We start from the raw sequence: 14335 nt of genomic DNA on the forward strand, positions 1-14335 counted from the left end.
ACGTACTCTGCAGGTATGGGTGACAACGTGGAATTCAGGATCGAGCACGACACGATGGGCGAGGTCAAGGTGCCTCGCGACGCGTTGTGGCGGGCGCAGACCCAGCGTGCGGTGGAGAACTTCCCGATCTCCGGCCGGCCGCTGGCGCCGGCGCTCGTGCACGCGCTGGCACAGATCAAGGCGTCGGCCGCGGTGGTCAACGCCGAGCTCGGCGTGATCGACGCGAAGCTGGCCGAGGGCATCGTCGCGGCCGCCGACCGGGTCAGCGCCGGGGAGTTCGACGCCGAGTTCCCGATCGACGTGTTCCAGACCGGTTCCGGCACGTCGACGAACATGAACGTCAACGAGGTGCTCGCCACGCTGGCGACTCGCGCCCTGGACGCCGACGTCCACCCGAACGACCACGTGAACGCGAGCCAGTCCAGCAACGACACCTTCCCGTCGGCGATCCACGTCGCCGCCACCGCGGGCGTCGTCCAGCAGCTGCTGCCCGCGCTGGACCACCTGGCCGAGTCGCTGGCCCGCAAGGGCACGGAGTTCGCCGAGGTGGTGAAGTCGGGGCGGACCCACCTGATGGATGCCACGCCGGTCACTCTTGGCCAGGAGTTCGACGGGTACGCCGCGCAGATCCGCCGCGGCGCCGACCGGGTACGGGCCACCCTGCCCCGGGTCACCGAGCTGCCGCTCGGCGGGACGGCGGTCGGGACCGGGATCAACACCCCGCCCGGCTTCGCCGCGAAGGTGATCACCGAGCTGAACCGGCGGACCGGCCTGGAGCTGAGCGAGGCCGCCGACCACTTCGAGGCCCAGGGCGCTCGGGACGCGCTGGTCGAGCTGTCCGGCCAGCTGAAGACGATCGCGGTCAGCCTGACCAAGATCTGCAACGACCTGCGCTGGATGGGTTCCGGTCCGCGGGCGGGCCTCGGCGAGATCGCTCTGCCGGATCTGCAGCCCGGCTCGAGCATCATGCCCGGCAAGGTGAACCCGGTGATCTGCGAGGCGACGCTGATGGTCGCCGCCCAGGTGATCGGCAACGACACCACGATCACCGTGGCCGGTGCCGGCGGCAACTTCGAGCTGAACGTGATGCTGCCGGTGATCGCCCGCAACCTGCTGGAGTCGATCGAGCTGCTGACCAACTCCTCGCGGCTGCTCGCCGATCGCTGCGTCGACGGCATCACCGCGAATGTCGAGCACGCACGCGCCCTGGCCGAGTCGTCGCCGTCGATCGTCACCCCGCTGAACCGCTACATTGGCTACGAGAACGCCGCCGCGGTCGCGAAGAGCGCGTTGAAGCAGGGCAAGACCATTCGCGAGGTCGTGATCGAGAACGGCCACGTCGAGAACGGCGACCTCACCGAGGCCCAGCTCGACGCCGCGCTCGACGTGCTGTCGATGACCAGACCAGGTAAGCCGTGACGGCGGCCGCCGTACCGGAGCCGGACGTCCACTGGGCGCCGGGGACAACGATCGAGTGGGTGTACCTGGGTGCGGGCCGGCATCCCGACCTGCCCAACGTCCGGCCGATGACCGTGGTCCAGGACGACGCCGACGGGCTGGTCGCGTGGCTGGCGCCGGGGACTCCGCTGATCAAGCCGGTGCTGGCCGACGGCCGCGAGGTGCGGCACGCCGGGCCGACCGGCATGTTCACCGAGCCGCGGGTGCTCAAGCTCGACATCTGGCACGGCACCGGCATCCTGAAGGTCGCCCCGGCCGGCAAGCCCTGGTCGGTCTGGCACTTCTGGAACGAGGACGGCAGCTTCCGCGGCTGGTACGTGAACCTCGAGGCCGAGCACCGTCGCGACCTGGCCGCGCGCCGGACCAGCACGACCGACTTCGTGCTCGACCTGTGGATCACGCCGGATCGCACGATCGAGTGGAAGGACGAGGACGAGCTGGAGGGTGCCGTCGAGGCGGGCCGGTTCACGCCGGCCGAAGCCGAGCGGATCACCGCCGACGGCCACGCCGCCGTACGGGAGATCGAGGCCTGGACCAGCCCGTTCGCCGACGGCTGGGACACCTGGACCGCCCCGCCGACGTGGCGCGTGCCCGAAGCTCCGACGGGATACGAGGTCACCCACATCACCGAGGAGCTCTTGAGCTGACACAACGCGGCGGGTGAACGCGGCCGGTGTCGCCCGCCCCGACGGTCGGCGTGCTGCGCCGGCGCGACAGATGACGGACGAAGAAGCGGACCGCGCTGTCGAACTCGAACCGCGGCACGTCCTTGTGCGCCCCCGCGTTCGCGTGCAACGTCTTCTCCGCTGAGGCGAACGCGTCGAACAGGGCGAGGCTCGACGCGCGGGGGATGTGTTCGTCGTTCCACTGGATCAGGAACTCCACCGGCACGGTGATCCGCGCGGCCGCCTTCGCCAGCGCGTCGTCGTACCAGAAAACGCCGAGGACGGCGGCGCGGATTCTCGGCTCGGCCGCGATCAGGGGTACGCCGATCGCGGTGCCCAAGTTCAGCCCGAAGTAGCCGACCGGCTCGTCGGCGAGGTCCGGCAGTTGCTGCAGGGCATCGAGCGTGGCTTGCCATTCCGGGACGGCGCGCTCGGCCAGGTCGAGGTTGTAGCGGACCACGATCGGTCCGACCGGTTCGCCGGTCGCCATCGCCTGCTGCATCGCGGCGATCTCCCGCTCGTCGGTCGTGCTCCGCGGCCTGCCGCCATGTCCCGGTGCGTCGATGCAGGCCACGCTGAACCCGGCGTCGGAGACGAGCCGGTGAGCGCGACCGACCATCGGCGGCGCCTTGCTGTCCCGGCCGCCGCCGTGTCCCAGCAGGACCAGGGGAGTGGGGCCTGACGAGGTCGCCGGCGACCAGAGCACGCCGGTGATCTCACCCAGGGCGAACGAGCGGGTGAGCACACCGTCCGCCGAGGTCTGTGCCGTGAACTGGAAACTCACAGGTGGTGCCTTTCGGGAGTGCCTTCAGAGTCCTGGCGCTCCCGGCGAGACCTACGTCAATCGCCCGACCGTGACGAAGCGAGGAGCACCCACGCGGTGACAGCGTTCACGGGGCTCACCTCCTTCGGCCAGACGGTCACCGGGCAGGCTAGCAGCGCCGTCGGAGTCGGCCAACCGATTAGTTTCTCGCCTGACTGAGCCGCCGTCTCGATAGACCACGACGTATTGCGCTCCGGCACAGCGTTTGCCCGCTCCGCCGCCACCGATGAGCAGCAGGGCTCGGCTCACTGGACGCAGAACTCGTTGCCCTCGGGATCGGACAGTACGACGTGATCGGTGCCCGGCTCCTGGACGCGTTGCAGGACGGTCGCACCGAGCCCCCGGAGGCGGTCGACCTCCGCGTCGCGCCGTTCGGGCCCGGCGTGCAGGTCGAGGTGCAGGCGGTTCTTGACGGCCTTCGGCTCCGGCACCTGCTGGAACAGGATCCGCCGGCCCTGGCCGATACCGGTGAAGTCCTGCACCGGGTCGTCAGGATGACGAACGGCTTGCATCGTGCGGAATCCGGGACGCCCGTCGACCGTGACCACCGCCTCCGGCGGGATCGCGCCGGAGGTCAGCAGTTGGTCGATCAGGGCCCGGTTGTCCTCCACGACGTACCCGAGGGCGTCGGCCCAGAAGGCGGCCTGGGCCTGCGCGTCGGCGCAGTCCACCACGAGCTTCCAGTCCAGAGTCATCTGCCCAGAATGCCCGTCCGGGCCGCAGAAGTCAGCTGCGCGGGCGCACCGTCAGCGGGACCGGCTTGGCGGTCTCGGTGAAGAAGTCGTTGCCCTTGTCGTCGACGACCACGAACGCGGGGAAGTCCTCGACCTCGATCTTCCAGACCGCTTCCATCCCGAGTTCGGCGTATTCGATCACCTCGACGGACTTGATGCAGTCCTGCGCCAGCCGGGCCGCGGGACCGCCGATCGAGCCGAGGTAGAAGCCACCGTGCTGCCGGCACGCCTGCGTCACCTTCGCCGATCGGTTGCCCTTGGCAAGCATCACGAACGATCCGCCGGCCGCCTGGAACTGGTCGACGTACGCGTCCATCCGCCCGGCCGTCGTCGGCCCGAACGAACCCGACGCGTAGCCCTCCGGCGTCTTGGCCGGCCCGGCGTAGTAGACCGCGTGGTCCCGCAGGTACTGCGGCATCGGCTCGCCCGCGTCCAGCCGCTCCTTGATCTTCGCGTGCGCGATGTCGCGCGCGACCACCAGCGGCCCGTTCAGCGACAGCCGGGTCTTCACCGGCAGCTTCGACAGCTCGGCGCGGATCTCGCTCATCGGCCGGTTCAGGTCGATCCGTACGACGTCCGCCGCGTCGTCGAGATGCTCCTCGGTGGTGTCCGGCAGGAACCGCGCCGGGTCCCGCTCGAGCTGCTCCAGGAACACACCCTCCGGCGTGATCTTGGCCAGCGCCTGCCGGTCGGCCGAGCAGGAGACCGCGATCGCGACCGGGCAGGAGGCGCCGTGCCGCGGCAGCCGGACGACGCGCACGTCGTGGCAGAAGTACTTGCCGCCGAACTGCGCGCCGATCCCGAACTGCTGGGTGAGCTTGAAGACCTCTTCCTCCAGCTCGAGGTCGCGGAACCCGTGGCCCAGCGGCGATCCGGAGGTCGGCAGCGCGTCGAGGTAGTGCGCGGAGGCGTACTTCGCGGTCTTCAGCGCGTACTCCGCCGAGGTCCCGCCGACGACGATCGCCAAGTGGTACGGCGGGCAGGCGGCCGTACCGAGCGAGCGGATCTTCTCGTCCAGGAACTTCATCATCCCGGCCGGGTTGAGCACCGCCTTGGTCTCCTGGAACAGGAACGACTTGTTCGCCGAGCCGCCGCCCTTGGCCATGAAGAGGAACTTGTACGCCGGGTCCGCCGTGCCAGGGGTCGAGTACAGCTCGATCTGGGCCGGCAGGTTGGACCCGGTGTTCTTCTCGTCCCACATGGTCAGCGGCGCCATCTGCGAGTAGCGCAGGTTGAGCTTGGTGTACGCGTCGTACACGCCCCGGCTGATCCACTGCTCGTCGACCGCGCCGGTCAGCACGCCCTCCGACTTCTTGCCCATCACGATCGCCGTACCGGTGTCCTGGCACATCGGCAGCACGCCGCCGGCCGAGATGTTCGCGTTCTTCAGCAGGTCGAGCGCGACGAACCGGTCGTTGCCGGATGCCTCGGGGTCGTCGATGATCCGGCGCAGCTGAGCCAGGTGAGCGGAGCGCAGGTAGTGCGAGATGTCGTGCATCGCCTCGGCGGTGAGCTGCTGCAGCACCGCCGGATCCACCTGCAGGAAGGTCCGGCCACCCGCGGTGAACGTGCTGACTCCCTCGGTGGTGAGAAGCCGGTACTCCGTGTCGTCCTGGCCGAGCGGGAGCAGGTCGGAGTAACTGAAATCGGCGGACACGCGGGCGTACCTCCAGGGCAGGTGGTCTGAGATCCACCAAGCCTAGAGCCGCCCCGCGCGCCTTGCATCGCGGGGCCAGGACAGAAATTCGAGCCCCCGTCTGGAAAAGGTCATGGGGCCTCCCGGTCTGGACTGAGGAGGGAGGGAGCGCAGCGACCGACCGACGAGGGAAGACCGGGAACCAAGGCCCCATGACCACGCCGAGCCGAAGGCGAGGCCAACAAGCACAGTTCAGGGGTCGGGTCAGGGTTTGATCCGGGAGGTAACTCCTGTCCCCGCGCACCGCTGCGCGCGTAAGGTTTTCCTGTGGCTCAGGAAGAGGGACCTCAGGACCGCCCGCAGGACACACAGCCGACCGGGGACGAGCTCGCTCTGCGCCGCCGGGTGTCCGACCTGGAGCGCGAGGACGTCGCCGAGCTGCTGCGCGAGGCCGCCGGTGAGGGCCGCCTCAGCTATGCCGAGCTCGAGGACCGGCTGGGTGAGGTGTACGCCGCGAAGACGTACGGCGAGCTGGTCCAGCTGACCAACGACCTGCCGAACGGTCTCGCGATTCCCAACCAGCAGCCCGCCGCCGCGGCGTACAACACTCAGCCGCAGTACGGCACGGACGCGGTCGCGGTGGCGCCGACGCTCAACGCGTTCCTGTCCGAGTCCAAGCGGACCGGCAACTGGCTCGTCCCGCAGCGCCAGGAGGTCAACGCCGTGCTCGGCGACGTGACCCTGGACTACACCGAGGCGAACATGCCGCACCCGGTGATCTACATCGACGTGAAGTCGATCCTCGCCGACGTCAAGATCCGCGTCCCGCAGAACGCGATCGTGCACCTGGACAGCAACCCGATCCTCGGCGCGGTCACCGAGCAGGAGGCGGGCCTCGGCGGCGTCGTCGAGCCGAGCACCGCGCCGCCGAAAACCTTCTACATCCGCGGTACGGCAATCCTCGGCGAGATCAAGATCAAGCGCGGTCCGCGCCTCAGCAAGCGCCTGCGCCTGCACTGACCCGTCCGGCGCCGCGCACCGACCGGGCGGCCCAGCGGTCCCCGGTGTGCTCGATTTCGATCGGATGACCGAAGCACTCCGACACCAGCTCCGACGTCAGTACGCCGGTCGCCTGGCCCGCGGCGTGCACGCGTCCATCGCGCAGGAGAGCCGCGTGCGTGGTCGAGGACGGCAGTTCCTCCAGGTGGTGCGTCACCAGGATCGAGGAGAGCGTCGGCCGCGACGCGTGCACGAGGTCGATCGTGTCCAGCAGTTGCTCGCGGGCGGCGACGTCCAGGCCGGTGGACGGTTCGTCGAGCAGCAGCAGTTGCGGGTCGGCGACCATCGCGCGGGCGATCAGCGCGCGTCCTCGCTCGCCCTGCGACAGCGTCGTCCACGCGCTGCGGGCCCGGTTCGCGATGCCGAGCAGGTCGATGAGCTCACTGACCCGAGTTCGCTGCGCGGCCGTGGGTTGCCAGCGCGGCATCAGCTCGATCGTGCCGGTGATCCCGGTGGAGACGACCTGCTCGATCGTCAACGCCGAACGCAGCGGGTGCCGCGGGTCGACGTGCCCGATGGACTCGCGCAGCTCCCGGATGTCGACCCGCCCGAGCCGCTTGCCGAGCACCTCGACGGTGCCACGGGTGGGATGCTCGATCGCGCCGCACAGCTTGAGCATCGTGCTCTTGCCGGCGCCGTTCGGGCCGAGCAGCGCCCAGCGCTCGCCCTCGCGCACGGTCAGGCAGACGTCCTGAAGCAGCGACTTGCCGTCGCGGACAAGCGTGACGTCACGCAGATCGAGCACGGGCAGCGGCAGGTCGTCGATGGTCGGCACGTTGCGACGGTAGCAACCCAACTCCTCAGACAAGCTGAGGGGTCGCTCCTTCAGCTGGTCAGCCCCAGAGCGACGCGTGCTCGGCCGCCGTGGGCGGATCCGCGCCGTGCCGGGTGCAGGTGATCGCCGCGGCCTTCACCGCGTAGTCGACGACGTCGCGGAGTGCCTTCTCGTCGAGCCCTTCCAGCCGGGTCTCGCCCAGCAGGCCGCGTGCCTGCAGCCCGGCGATCAGCGCGGACATGAACGAGTCGCCCGCCCCGACCGTGTCGACCACGTCGATCGCCGGCGCGGCCACCTCGACGCGCCCGCTCCGGGTGACGCCGATCGCGCCGTCGCCGCCGCGGGTGATCACCACGCACTTCGTGCGATCTTCCGACAGCAGCTCGGCCGCGACCTCGTCCGGCGACGACCCGGGCCGCAGGAACTCGCAGTCCTCGTCACTCAGCTTCACCAGATCCGACAACGCGGCCAGCCCCCGTACGGCGGACCACGTGCGGTCGGCGTCGGGCGTGATCGTCGGTCGCGCGTTCGGGTCGAGGGTGACCGTGACCGGCTTGGCGGCCAGACCGGTCAGGAACTCGCGGATCGCGTCGGCGCCCGGCTCCAGCACGGTCGCGATCGAGCCGGTGTGCACGGCCGGGCATCCCCGGTTGAGGGTGAGCGCGGGCGGCTCCCAGCTGATGTCGAACTGGTACGTCGCGACCCCGGCGGCGTCCAGCGTCGCGGTCGCCGTACTGGTCCGGAAGCCCGGGTCGACCGACCCCGGAGCGAGCTGAACCCCGTTGCCGAACAGGTGCGCACCGAGCTGGTCGCCGTACGGGTCGGTGCCGAACCGGGTCACCAGCTCGGTCGGTACGCCGAGCCGCGCCAGGCCGACCGCGACGTTCGCGGGCGAGCCGCCCGGGGTGGCCTTGGTCCCGTTCTTGGAGCTGTTGCGCGACTTGCCGTTGCCGACGATGTCCACGAGCGCCTCGCCGATGACGAGGACGGGGGCAGTCATTTGGCCTCCCGGCCCAGCTCGACCGACAACACCTTCACCGCGCGTGCTCGAAGTCGATGGCGGAGTACGCGCGCAGCTTCTCCAGCTGGTGCACGCTTTCGATGCTGCGGATCGTGCCGCTGCGCGAGCGCATCACCAGCGAGTGCGTGCGGGCGGTCGAGTTGCCGTACCGGACGCCGCGCAGCAGTTCGCCGTCGGTGATACCGGTGGCGACGAAGAAGCAGTCGTCACCGCCGACCAGGTCGTCGGTGCTGAGCACGCGGTCGAGGTCGTGCCCGGCGTCGAGCGCGCGCTGCCGCTCGTCGTCGTCGCGCGGCCAGAGCCGGCCCTGGATCAACCCGCCGAGGCACTTCATCGCGCAGGCGGCGATGATGCCCTCCGGCGTACCGCCGATGCCGACCAGCATGTCCAGGCCGGTGTCCGGGCGGGCCGCCTCGACCGCGCCGGCCACGTCGCCGTCGCTGATGAACTTGATCCGGGCGCCGGTGGCGCGGATCTCGGTGGCCAGTTGCTCGTGCCGCGGGCGGTCGAGCAGGACGACGGTGACGTCGTCGACGCTGGAGCCCTTCGCCTTGGCGACGCGGCGGATGTTCTCCGCGACCGGGAGCCGGATGTCGACGTGCTCGGCGGCCTCGGGCCCGACGACCAGCTTCTCCATGTAGAACACCGCGGACGGGTCGTACATCGTGTTGCGCGGCGAGACCGCCATCACGGCGATGCCGTTGGCCATACCCTTCGCGACCAGTGTGGTGCCGTCGACCGGGTCCACCGCCACGTCGCACTCGGGCCCGTCGCCCGCGCCGACCCGCTCGCCGTTGTAGAGCATCGGGGCGTTGTCCTTCTCGCCCTCGCCGATCACCACCACGCCGTTCATCCCGACGGTGCCGATCAGCGTGCGCATCGCGTTCACCGCGGCACCGTCGGCGCCGTTCTTGTCGCCCCGGCCGACCCAGCGACCGGCCGCCATCGCGGCGGCCTCGGTGACCCGGACCAGTTCCAGAGCCAGGTTCCGGTCGGGTGCGTGCTCGTCGACCTCGAGATGGGCGGGTGGTGTGGTGGGGTCGCTCATGGCACGGATCGTAGCCAACGCCCGATGGGGGTGATCGGGCGAGATCGGACCCGCGAGACACTGGTGCCATGAGTCCGACAGGTCACGAGCCGACCCACCCCGAGGCAGGCGCCGAGGAGAACGCTTCCCAGCAGCCCGCGGTCGACGCCGCCGGCGGACCCGGCGCGCGGATCGATCCGGTGGCGCGGGAGCGGGCCCGGGCACGCGCGGAGGCGATGGCCTACCGGGAGCAGGACCGGGCGAACCGGACCAAGGCGCGCACGCTGACCAACATGTTCTGGGCGTTGCTGGCGACGTTCGTCGTGGTCGCGTTCCTGATGATCGTCACCTGGCGGCCGAAGGAGGAGAAGGTCCGCGCGGTCGAGTACACGGCGCAACTGGCGGACGCGCGCAAGGCCGCTCCCTGGATCCGCGGTCCGGAACCGATGCCCGAAGGGTGGACGGCGACCAACGTCGAGTTCCGCGCGCCACAGCAGCGCCCGATCACCTGGCACCTCGGCACGGTCACCAACGAAAAGAAGTACGTCGGCCTCGAGCAGTCCAACCAGACCAGCCGCGCCTACCAGAACGAGGAGCTCGGCAAGACCGAGGACGACGGCACCTCGACCGTCCGCGGAGTGGTCTGGCAGCGCAAGACGCTGCTCGAACGCAAGAACGAGAACGCGCTCGTGCTGGTCGGTTCCGGCGTCACCACGATCGTGGTCGGCAACGCCGGATACCCTGCCCTTGAAACGTTTGCTGCAACTTTGCGCTGAGTCGCCGTGCTCACCTGAGCGGCGAATCCCTTGCAGGGTTGGAAGTCGTGCACCTGTTGACAGGGCGGTCGACTTCGCGGTTCGATCGGGAATCGACGTCGGCGAAGGAGCCTGGTGTGACTGTCACGATCCAGGTCGAGGGCTGACGCGGCATGTTCGTCACCGGGTTGCTGCTGGCTGCCGAAGGCTCACCGCGACTCGGCGTCCCCCGCCAGCTGCTGGCCTACCGCGGTGAGACCCTGCTCGGCGCGACGCTCGACGCCGCGCGGGACTGCGGTTTCGACCAGCTCGTCGTCACGCTCGGCACGGCCGCCGGTCAGATCCGCGAACGCATCGACCTGGACGGCGTGCGCGTGGTGGACACCCCGCACGCCGACACCGGCAGCTCGTCGATCGTCCCGGCCCTGGACGCGATCGACCGTCGGACGGACGGGCTGGTGATCCTGCGCGGCGACCAGCCCGGCGTCACCTCGGCCGCGGTCTGGTCCTTGGTCGCCGAAGCGGCCACCCCGATCGGCGTCACCCGGTACGACGACGGCCGCGGCTGTCCGTGCTGGTTCGGCCGGGAGACGTTCGGGTCGCTGCGTTCCCTGCGCAGCGACCACGACCTGTGGTCCTTGATCGAGACCGGCCCGCACCCCGTCACCGATGTGGATGCCATAGGCAACGTTCCGCTCACCGTCGACACGTGGGACGACTACCAGGCCCTGGTCGGCCACTACACCGCCGCCCCGGCCCACCCGCTCGTCCCGCCGGCCGCCGTACCGATCCGGACCCGCCGCCCCAGCCACACCCGCAACACCAGCTGAACCGCCGGCTCGCGGTCAGTGCGAGCTGGACAGGTGAAGGCCGATGACGCCGGTCAGGATGAGCGCGATACACGCCAGGCGTGTCGGCGTGACCGGCTCGTGCCAGACGATGATGCCGAGCGTCACCACGCCGACCGAGCCGATGCCGGTCCACACCGCGTACGCCGTACCGACCGGGAGGCGGTCGAGGGTTTTGGCGAGCAGCACGACCGACGTGATGCCGAAGACCAGGACGGCGAGCGTCGGCCACAGGCGGCTGAAACCCTCACTGGGTTTGAGGCTGAGGGCGAACGCGATCTCGAAGGCGGCGGCGGTCAGCAGGACGATCCATGCCATCACGCGGCCAGGGAGCCGCGCAGGTGGCGCAGGGTGACGGTGGCGACCCGGCTGCCCAGCGCGGCGGCGGTGCGCAGATCGGTTTCCGGCGGAGCCTTCTCCGCGGACAGGTCGGCGTCGGACTGAGCCATCGCGCCCAGCCAGCTGCCGAGCCGGTTGAGGTCTTCGATGCTGGCGGTCGACTCGGCCCAGCCGGGATAAAGGTCCAGGCCGACCCAGATCATGCCGTGCTGGGCCGCGAGCACGGCGAAGTCGACCAGGCTGTTGAGCTTGTCGCCGGACATCGCCTTGGAGTTGGTGAACCCGGCGGCGATCTTGTCGCGCCAGCCGAGGTTGTCGGCCCAGACGGCGGCACTGGCCTCGGCGAACGCCTTGAAGACCGCGCTCGGGCTGCCCATGTAGGTGGGCGCGCCGAAAACGATCGCGTCGGCGGCCGCGAGCCGTCGCCAGACGTCGTCGGTCAGCTCGTCGAGCGGCACGAGATCGGCGACCGCGCCCGGTACGGCGGAGGCGCCGGTCGCGACGGCTTCGGCCTGACGGGCGGTGTGGCCGTAGCCGGAGTGGTACGCGATGGCGATCTGCGCAGGGCGAATCGGTGGAACAGCGGGCATGGGTGCTACCTCCAAGCGGTAATCGGACTACAGTCCGTCTTATGAACGACAGTACCGGACTGCAGTCCGCTTCACAACGGGATCTTCCCGTCCTGGGTGAACCACGCCCGGAACGGGCCGACGCGCGGCGGAACCGGCTGAAGGTGCTGGAGGCGGCCGACCGGCTGTTCGCCGAACACGGCGTGAAGAACGTGTCGCTGGACGCGATCGCGGCCGAGGCCGGCGTCGGGAAGGGCACGGTGTTCCGGCGCTTCGGGGACCGGGCCGGGCTGGCGGTCGCACTGCTGGACGAGCGCGAGCGGGAGCTGCAGGGGCGGCTCCTGTCCGGACCTCCGCCGCTAGGACCCGGGGCTTCGCCGGTCGAGCGGGTGGTCGCGTTCGTCGACGCCTATCTGGAGTTACTGGATCGGCACGTCGAGCTGTTCATGGACAGCGAGAACGCGTCGGACGGCGCGCGCTACCGGATCGGTTCGTACTGGTTATGGCACCAGCACGTGGCGTTGCTCGTGCGGGAAGCGAGACCGGAGCTCGACGCGGAGTACGTCGCACACGTCGTACTGGCGCCGCTGGCGGCGGACCTGCACCACGCGTTGCGGACCGGGGGCTTCGAGCTGTCGCGGATGCGCGAGGGGGCGGCGTCGGTGCTGACGGCGCTGCTCGGGCCTGGCGAGTCAGCCGGCTGACTTCTTCTGGTCGCCGGTGGTGTGGGCGGCCTGGGCTTCGGCCAGACGCGCACGGGCGCCGTCCAGCCACTGCTGGCAGGTGGCGGCCAGTTCTTCGCCGCGTTCCCACAGGGCCAGGGACTCCTCGAGGGTGGTGCCGCCGGCTTCGAGCTTGCGGACCACTTCGACCAGTTCCTCACGGGCCTGCTCGTAGGAGATGTCCGGTCGGGGGTCACTCACTTGCTGGTCTCCTTGCCGGTGTCACGGGAAGTCACTTCGACGTCGAATCGGCCGTCGGTCACCCGGGCGTGCAGCGTGTCGCCCGGTGAGACCTGGTCGAGTTGGCGGACGGCGGTGCCGTCGGGGAGCTGGAGCACGGAGTAGCCGCGCTCGAGCGTCGCCTTGGGGGACAGGGCGCGGACGCTGGCCAGCCGGTGCGCCAAATCGTCGCCGGCTCGGTCGAGACGGTGGAGCAGGGTGCGGCGGTTGCGCTCGACCAGCGCGGCGATCTCCTCCGAGCGCCGTTGCAGGTCGGTCGCGGGGGAGGCCAGCGCGGGCCGGCTGCGGATCGCGGCGAGCGCGTGCGCCTCGCGGTCCAGCCAGCTGGTGATCGCGCGCAGTCCGCGGTCGCGCAGCAGGCGTACGCCGTCCAGCTCCTCCCGTACGTCGGGAACGATGCGCTTGGCCGCGTCGGTCGGGGTCGACGCGCGCAGGTCGGCGACCAGGTCGAGCAGCGGGGTGTCCGGTTCGTGGCCGATCGCGCTGACCACCGGCGTACGGGCCTGGGAGACCGCGCGGATCAAACCCTCGTCGGAGAACGGCAGCAGGTCTTCCAGCGAACCGCCGCCGCGAGCGATCACGATCACCTCGACGGACTCGTCGCCGTCCAGCTTGCGCAGCGCGGTCATCACGTCGCCGGCCGCGGACGGGCCCTGGACCGACGCGTACTCGACGCGGAACGCGACAGCCGGCCAGCGGCGCTTGGCGTTCTCGAGGACGTCGCGCTCGGCGGCCGAGTCGCGACCGCAGATCAGGCCGATGGTGTGCGGCAGGAACGGCAACCGCTTCTTGCGGTGCGCGGCGAACAGCCCTTCGGCGCCGAGCAGCTGCTTGAGCCGCTCGATCCGCGCCAGCAGCTCACCGATGCCGACGTGCCGGATCTCGCTGACCGCCAGCGCGAGCGTGCCGCGCTTGGGAAAGAAGTTCGGCTTGGCGTTCACGACGACCCGGGAGCCGTCGGTGACCGGCGGATCGACCGCGTCGAAGATCCGGCGGTTGCAGGTGAACCGCAGCGAGATGTCGGCGTCGGTGTCGCGCAGTGTGCCGAAAACCGTCGACATGCCGCGCCCGGCGGACACGTCGGTCAGCTGCCCCTCGACCCAGACCGCACCGAGCTGGTTGATCCAGCCGGCGATCCCGTTCGCGATCGTCCGGACAGCGGCCGGCGCGTCCGGCGAGGTCTCCAATGCCACCCCCAGACCCTACGGCCCCGCGCCGACAATCCCACGCACCCCCGCTCCCCTCGCGGACGCCCGCCGGTACGTCATACCGTGGGCAGGTGCCGGATCGCCCGTACCTGCTGCTCGACGTCGACGGTCCGCTCAATCCGCACCGCGCGAAGACGATCCCGCCCGGCTACTGATCGCGCCCCGGCTCGGCCTGCCGACCGACCTCCCGGTGATCGTCTGGCCGGCAGGCGCCCGCTCGACGCCGAGGCGCCGAGCGAGCTCGTGGAAGAGCCGGTACGTCGCCGACTGGGTGGGGGGCGACGCTTCGCCTGGGTCGACGACGAAGTGAACCGCTTCGACCGGGCCTATCTGAAATCTCTTGGACTGGCGGCGCATTTCGTTCGTCGGGTGGATGCGAGCCGGGGATTGACCGCCGAGGACTTCGGCGTCCTCCGTGCCTGGCTGGAGGAGCGCGCCGACGAGTAGCTGATCGGC

At 70.2% G+C, this 14335-nt stretch carries 17 protein-coding genes; 7 read left to right on the top strand and 10 right to left on the bottom strand.

What is annotated here, in order from left to right; genetic code table 11:
- The first annotated feature begins 15 nt into the window (after nt 1–15).
- A complete protein-coding gene (locus BWI15_RS16960; RefSeq protein WP_077015370.1) occupies nt 16–1419 on the top strand; it encodes a class II fumarate hydratase in 1404 nt (467 codons plus the stop codon).
- The gene (locus BWI15_RS16965) at nt 1416–2105 is read left to right on the top strand and encodes a DUF402 domain-containing protein (RefSeq protein WP_077015371.1); all 690 of its coding nucleotides are present in this window, start codon (nt 1416–1418) and stop codon (nt 2103–2105) included. The genes BWI15_RS16960 and BWI15_RS16965 overlap by 4 nt, the downstream gene beginning before the upstream one ends.
- On the opposite strand, the gene BWI15_RS16970 is transcribed toward BWI15_RS16965, so the two are convergent.
- The 3 genes from BWI15_RS16970 to BWI15_RS16980 form a co-directional block, all read right to left on the bottom strand.
- Entirely contained in the window at nt 2083–2907 is an 825-nt protein-coding gene (locus BWI15_RS16970) for a dienelactone hydrolase family protein (protein ID WP_202817672.1), read from the bottom strand. The genes BWI15_RS16965 and BWI15_RS16970 overlap by 23 nt on opposite strands.
- 284 nt (nt 2908–3191) lie before the next feature.
- Nucleotides 3192–3641 carry a VOC family protein gene (locus BWI15_RS16975; protein WP_077015372.1) on the bottom strand — a complete coding sequence of 150 codons (450 nt, stop codon included), beginning with the start codon at nt 3639–3641 and terminating at the stop codon, nt 3192–3194.
- Between the two features lie 31 nt (nt 3642–3672).
- Nucleotides 3673–5337, bottom strand: coding sequence for a fumarate hydratase (locus tag BWI15_RS16980; protein WP_077015373.1), 1665 nt, complete (start codon nt 5335–5337; stop codon nt 3673–3675).
- A 306-nt stretch (nt 5338–5643) separates the two neighbouring features.
- Between BWI15_RS16980 and BWI15_RS16985 the strand changes: the two genes are divergently transcribed.
- A complete protein-coding gene (locus BWI15_RS16985) occupies nt 5644–6336 on the top strand; it encodes a DUF1707 SHOCT-like domain-containing protein (protein WP_077015374.1) in 693 nt (230 codons plus the stop codon).
- Here BWI15_RS16985 and BWI15_RS16990 read toward each other — a convergent pair.
- From BWI15_RS16990 to glpX, 3 genes are read right to left on the bottom strand one after another with little or no spacing between them, the layout of a single operon-like run.
- Complete coding sequence (locus tag BWI15_RS16990; RefSeq protein WP_168197329.1) at nt 6311–7150, bottom strand: ABC transporter ATP-binding protein; 840 nt, start codon at nt 7148–7150, stop codon at nt 6311–6313. The two genes, BWI15_RS16985 and BWI15_RS16990, sit on opposite strands and share 26 nt — an antisense overlap.
- A gap of 58 nt (nt 7151–7208) precedes the next feature.
- The gene (locus BWI15_RS16995; protein WP_077015376.1) at nt 7209–8150 is read right to left on the bottom strand and encodes a carbohydrate kinase family protein; all 942 of its coding nucleotides are present in this window, start codon (nt 8148–8150) and stop codon (nt 7209–7211) included.
- Between the two features lie 34 nt (nt 8151–8184).
- The gene (gene glpX, locus BWI15_RS17000) at nt 8185–9219 is read right to left on the bottom strand and encodes a class II fructose-bisphosphatase (protein ID WP_077015377.1); all 1035 of its coding nucleotides are present in this window, start codon (nt 9217–9219) and stop codon (nt 8185–8187) included.
- Between the two features lie 68 nt (nt 9220–9287).
- Between glpX and BWI15_RS17005 the strand changes: the two genes are divergently transcribed.
- Nucleotides 9288–9974, top strand: a complete 687-nt coding sequence (locus tag BWI15_RS17005) for a DUF4245 domain-containing protein (RefSeq protein ID WP_077015378.1) — start codon at nt 9288–9290, stop codon at nt 9972–9974.
- 152 nt (nt 9975–10126) lie between these two features.
- On the top strand, nt 10127–10783 hold the full coding sequence (locus tag BWI15_RS17010) for a nucleotidyltransferase family protein (protein WP_077015379.1): 657 nt from the start codon (nt 10127–10129) through the stop codon (nt 10781–10783).
- 15 nt (nt 10784–10798) lie between these two features.
- On the opposite strand, the gene BWI15_RS17015 is transcribed toward BWI15_RS17010, so the two are convergent.
- Entirely contained in the window at nt 10799–11119 is a 321-nt protein-coding gene (locus tag BWI15_RS17015; protein WP_077015380.1) for a DMT family transporter, read from the bottom strand.
- Complete coding sequence (locus tag BWI15_RS17020; protein WP_077015381.1) at nt 11119–11730, bottom strand: flavodoxin family protein; 612 nt, start codon at nt 11728–11730, stop codon at nt 11119–11121. The genes BWI15_RS17015 and BWI15_RS17020 overlap by 1 nt, the downstream gene beginning before the upstream one ends.
- Before the next feature lie 41 nt (nt 11731–11771).
- Between BWI15_RS17020 and BWI15_RS17025 the strand changes: the two genes are divergently transcribed.
- Nucleotides 11772–12413, top strand: coding sequence for a TetR/AcrR family transcriptional regulator (locus BWI15_RS17025; protein ID WP_077015382.1), 642 nt, complete (start codon nt 11772–11774; stop codon nt 12411–12413).
- Here BWI15_RS17025 and BWI15_RS17030 read toward each other — a convergent pair.
- Together BWI15_RS17030 and xseA are read right to left on the bottom strand one after the other, a co-directional pair.
- On the bottom strand, nt 12402–12632 hold the full coding sequence (locus tag BWI15_RS17030; protein ID WP_077015383.1) for an exodeoxyribonuclease VII small subunit: 231 nt from the start codon (nt 12630–12632) through the stop codon (nt 12402–12404). The genes BWI15_RS17025 and BWI15_RS17030 overlap by 12 nt on opposite strands.
- Nucleotides 12629–13864 (bottom strand): exodeoxyribonuclease VII large subunit, encoded by a 1236-nt coding sequence (gene xseA / locus BWI15_RS17035; RefSeq protein WP_077015384.1) that lies wholly within the window; start codon nt 13862–13864, stop codon nt 12629–12631. The genes BWI15_RS17030 and xseA overlap by 4 nt, the downstream gene beginning before the upstream one ends.
- A gap of 258 nt (nt 13865–14122) precedes the next feature.
- On the opposite strand from xseA, the gene BWI15_RS39825 reads away from it, so the two are divergent.
- Entirely contained in the window at nt 14123–14326 is a 204-nt protein-coding gene (locus tag BWI15_RS39825; RefSeq protein WP_202817673.1) for a hypothetical protein, read from the top strand.
- The last annotated feature ends 9 nt before the right edge of the window (nt 14327–14335 follow it).

Origin of the sequence: Kribbella sp. ALI-6-A, from assembly GCF_001984195.1 — a bacterium.
Taxonomy (GTDB): domain Bacteria; phylum Actinomycetota; class Actinomycetes; order Propionibacteriales; family Kribbellaceae; genus Kribbella.

What these genes read in the sequence shown, in the direction of transcription:
- BWI15_RS16995 (WP_077015376.1), bottom strand. Translation starts at nt 8,150, where the DNA reads ATGACTGCCCCCGTCCTCGTCATCGGCGAGGCGCTCGTGGACATCGTC.
- BWI15_RS17015 (WP_077015380.1), bottom strand. Translation starts at nt 11,119, where the DNA reads ATGGCATGGATCGTCCTGCTGACCGCCGCCGCCTTCGAGATCGCGTTC.
- BWI15_RS16960 (WP_077015370.1), top strand. Translation starts at nt 16, where the DNA reads ATGGGTGACAACGTGGAATTCAGGATCGAGCACGACACGATGGGCGAG.
- BWI15_RS17025 (WP_077015382.1), top strand. Translation starts at nt 11,772, where the DNA reads ATGAACGACAGTACCGGACTGCAGTCCGCTTCACAACGGGATCTTCCC.
- glpX (WP_077015377.1), bottom strand. Translation starts at nt 9,219, where the DNA reads ATGAGCGACCCCACCACACCACCCGCCCATCTCGAGGTCGACGAGCAC.
- BWI15_RS17005 (WP_077015378.1), top strand. Translation starts at nt 9,288, where the DNA reads ATGAGTCCGACAGGTCACGAGCCGACCCACCCCGAGGCAGGCGCCGAG.
- BWI15_RS17020 (WP_077015381.1), bottom strand. Translation starts at nt 11,730, where the DNA reads ATGCCCGCTGTTCCACCGATTCGCCCTGCGCAGATCGCCATCGCGTAC.
- BWI15_RS17010 (WP_077015379.1), top strand. Translation starts at nt 10,127, where the DNA reads ATGTTCGTCACCGGGTTGCTGCTGGCTGCCGAAGGCTCACCGCGACTC.
- BWI15_RS16975 (WP_077015372.1), bottom strand. Translation starts at nt 3,641, where the DNA reads ATGACTCTGGACTGGAAGCTCGTGGTGGACTGCGCCGACGCGCAGGCC.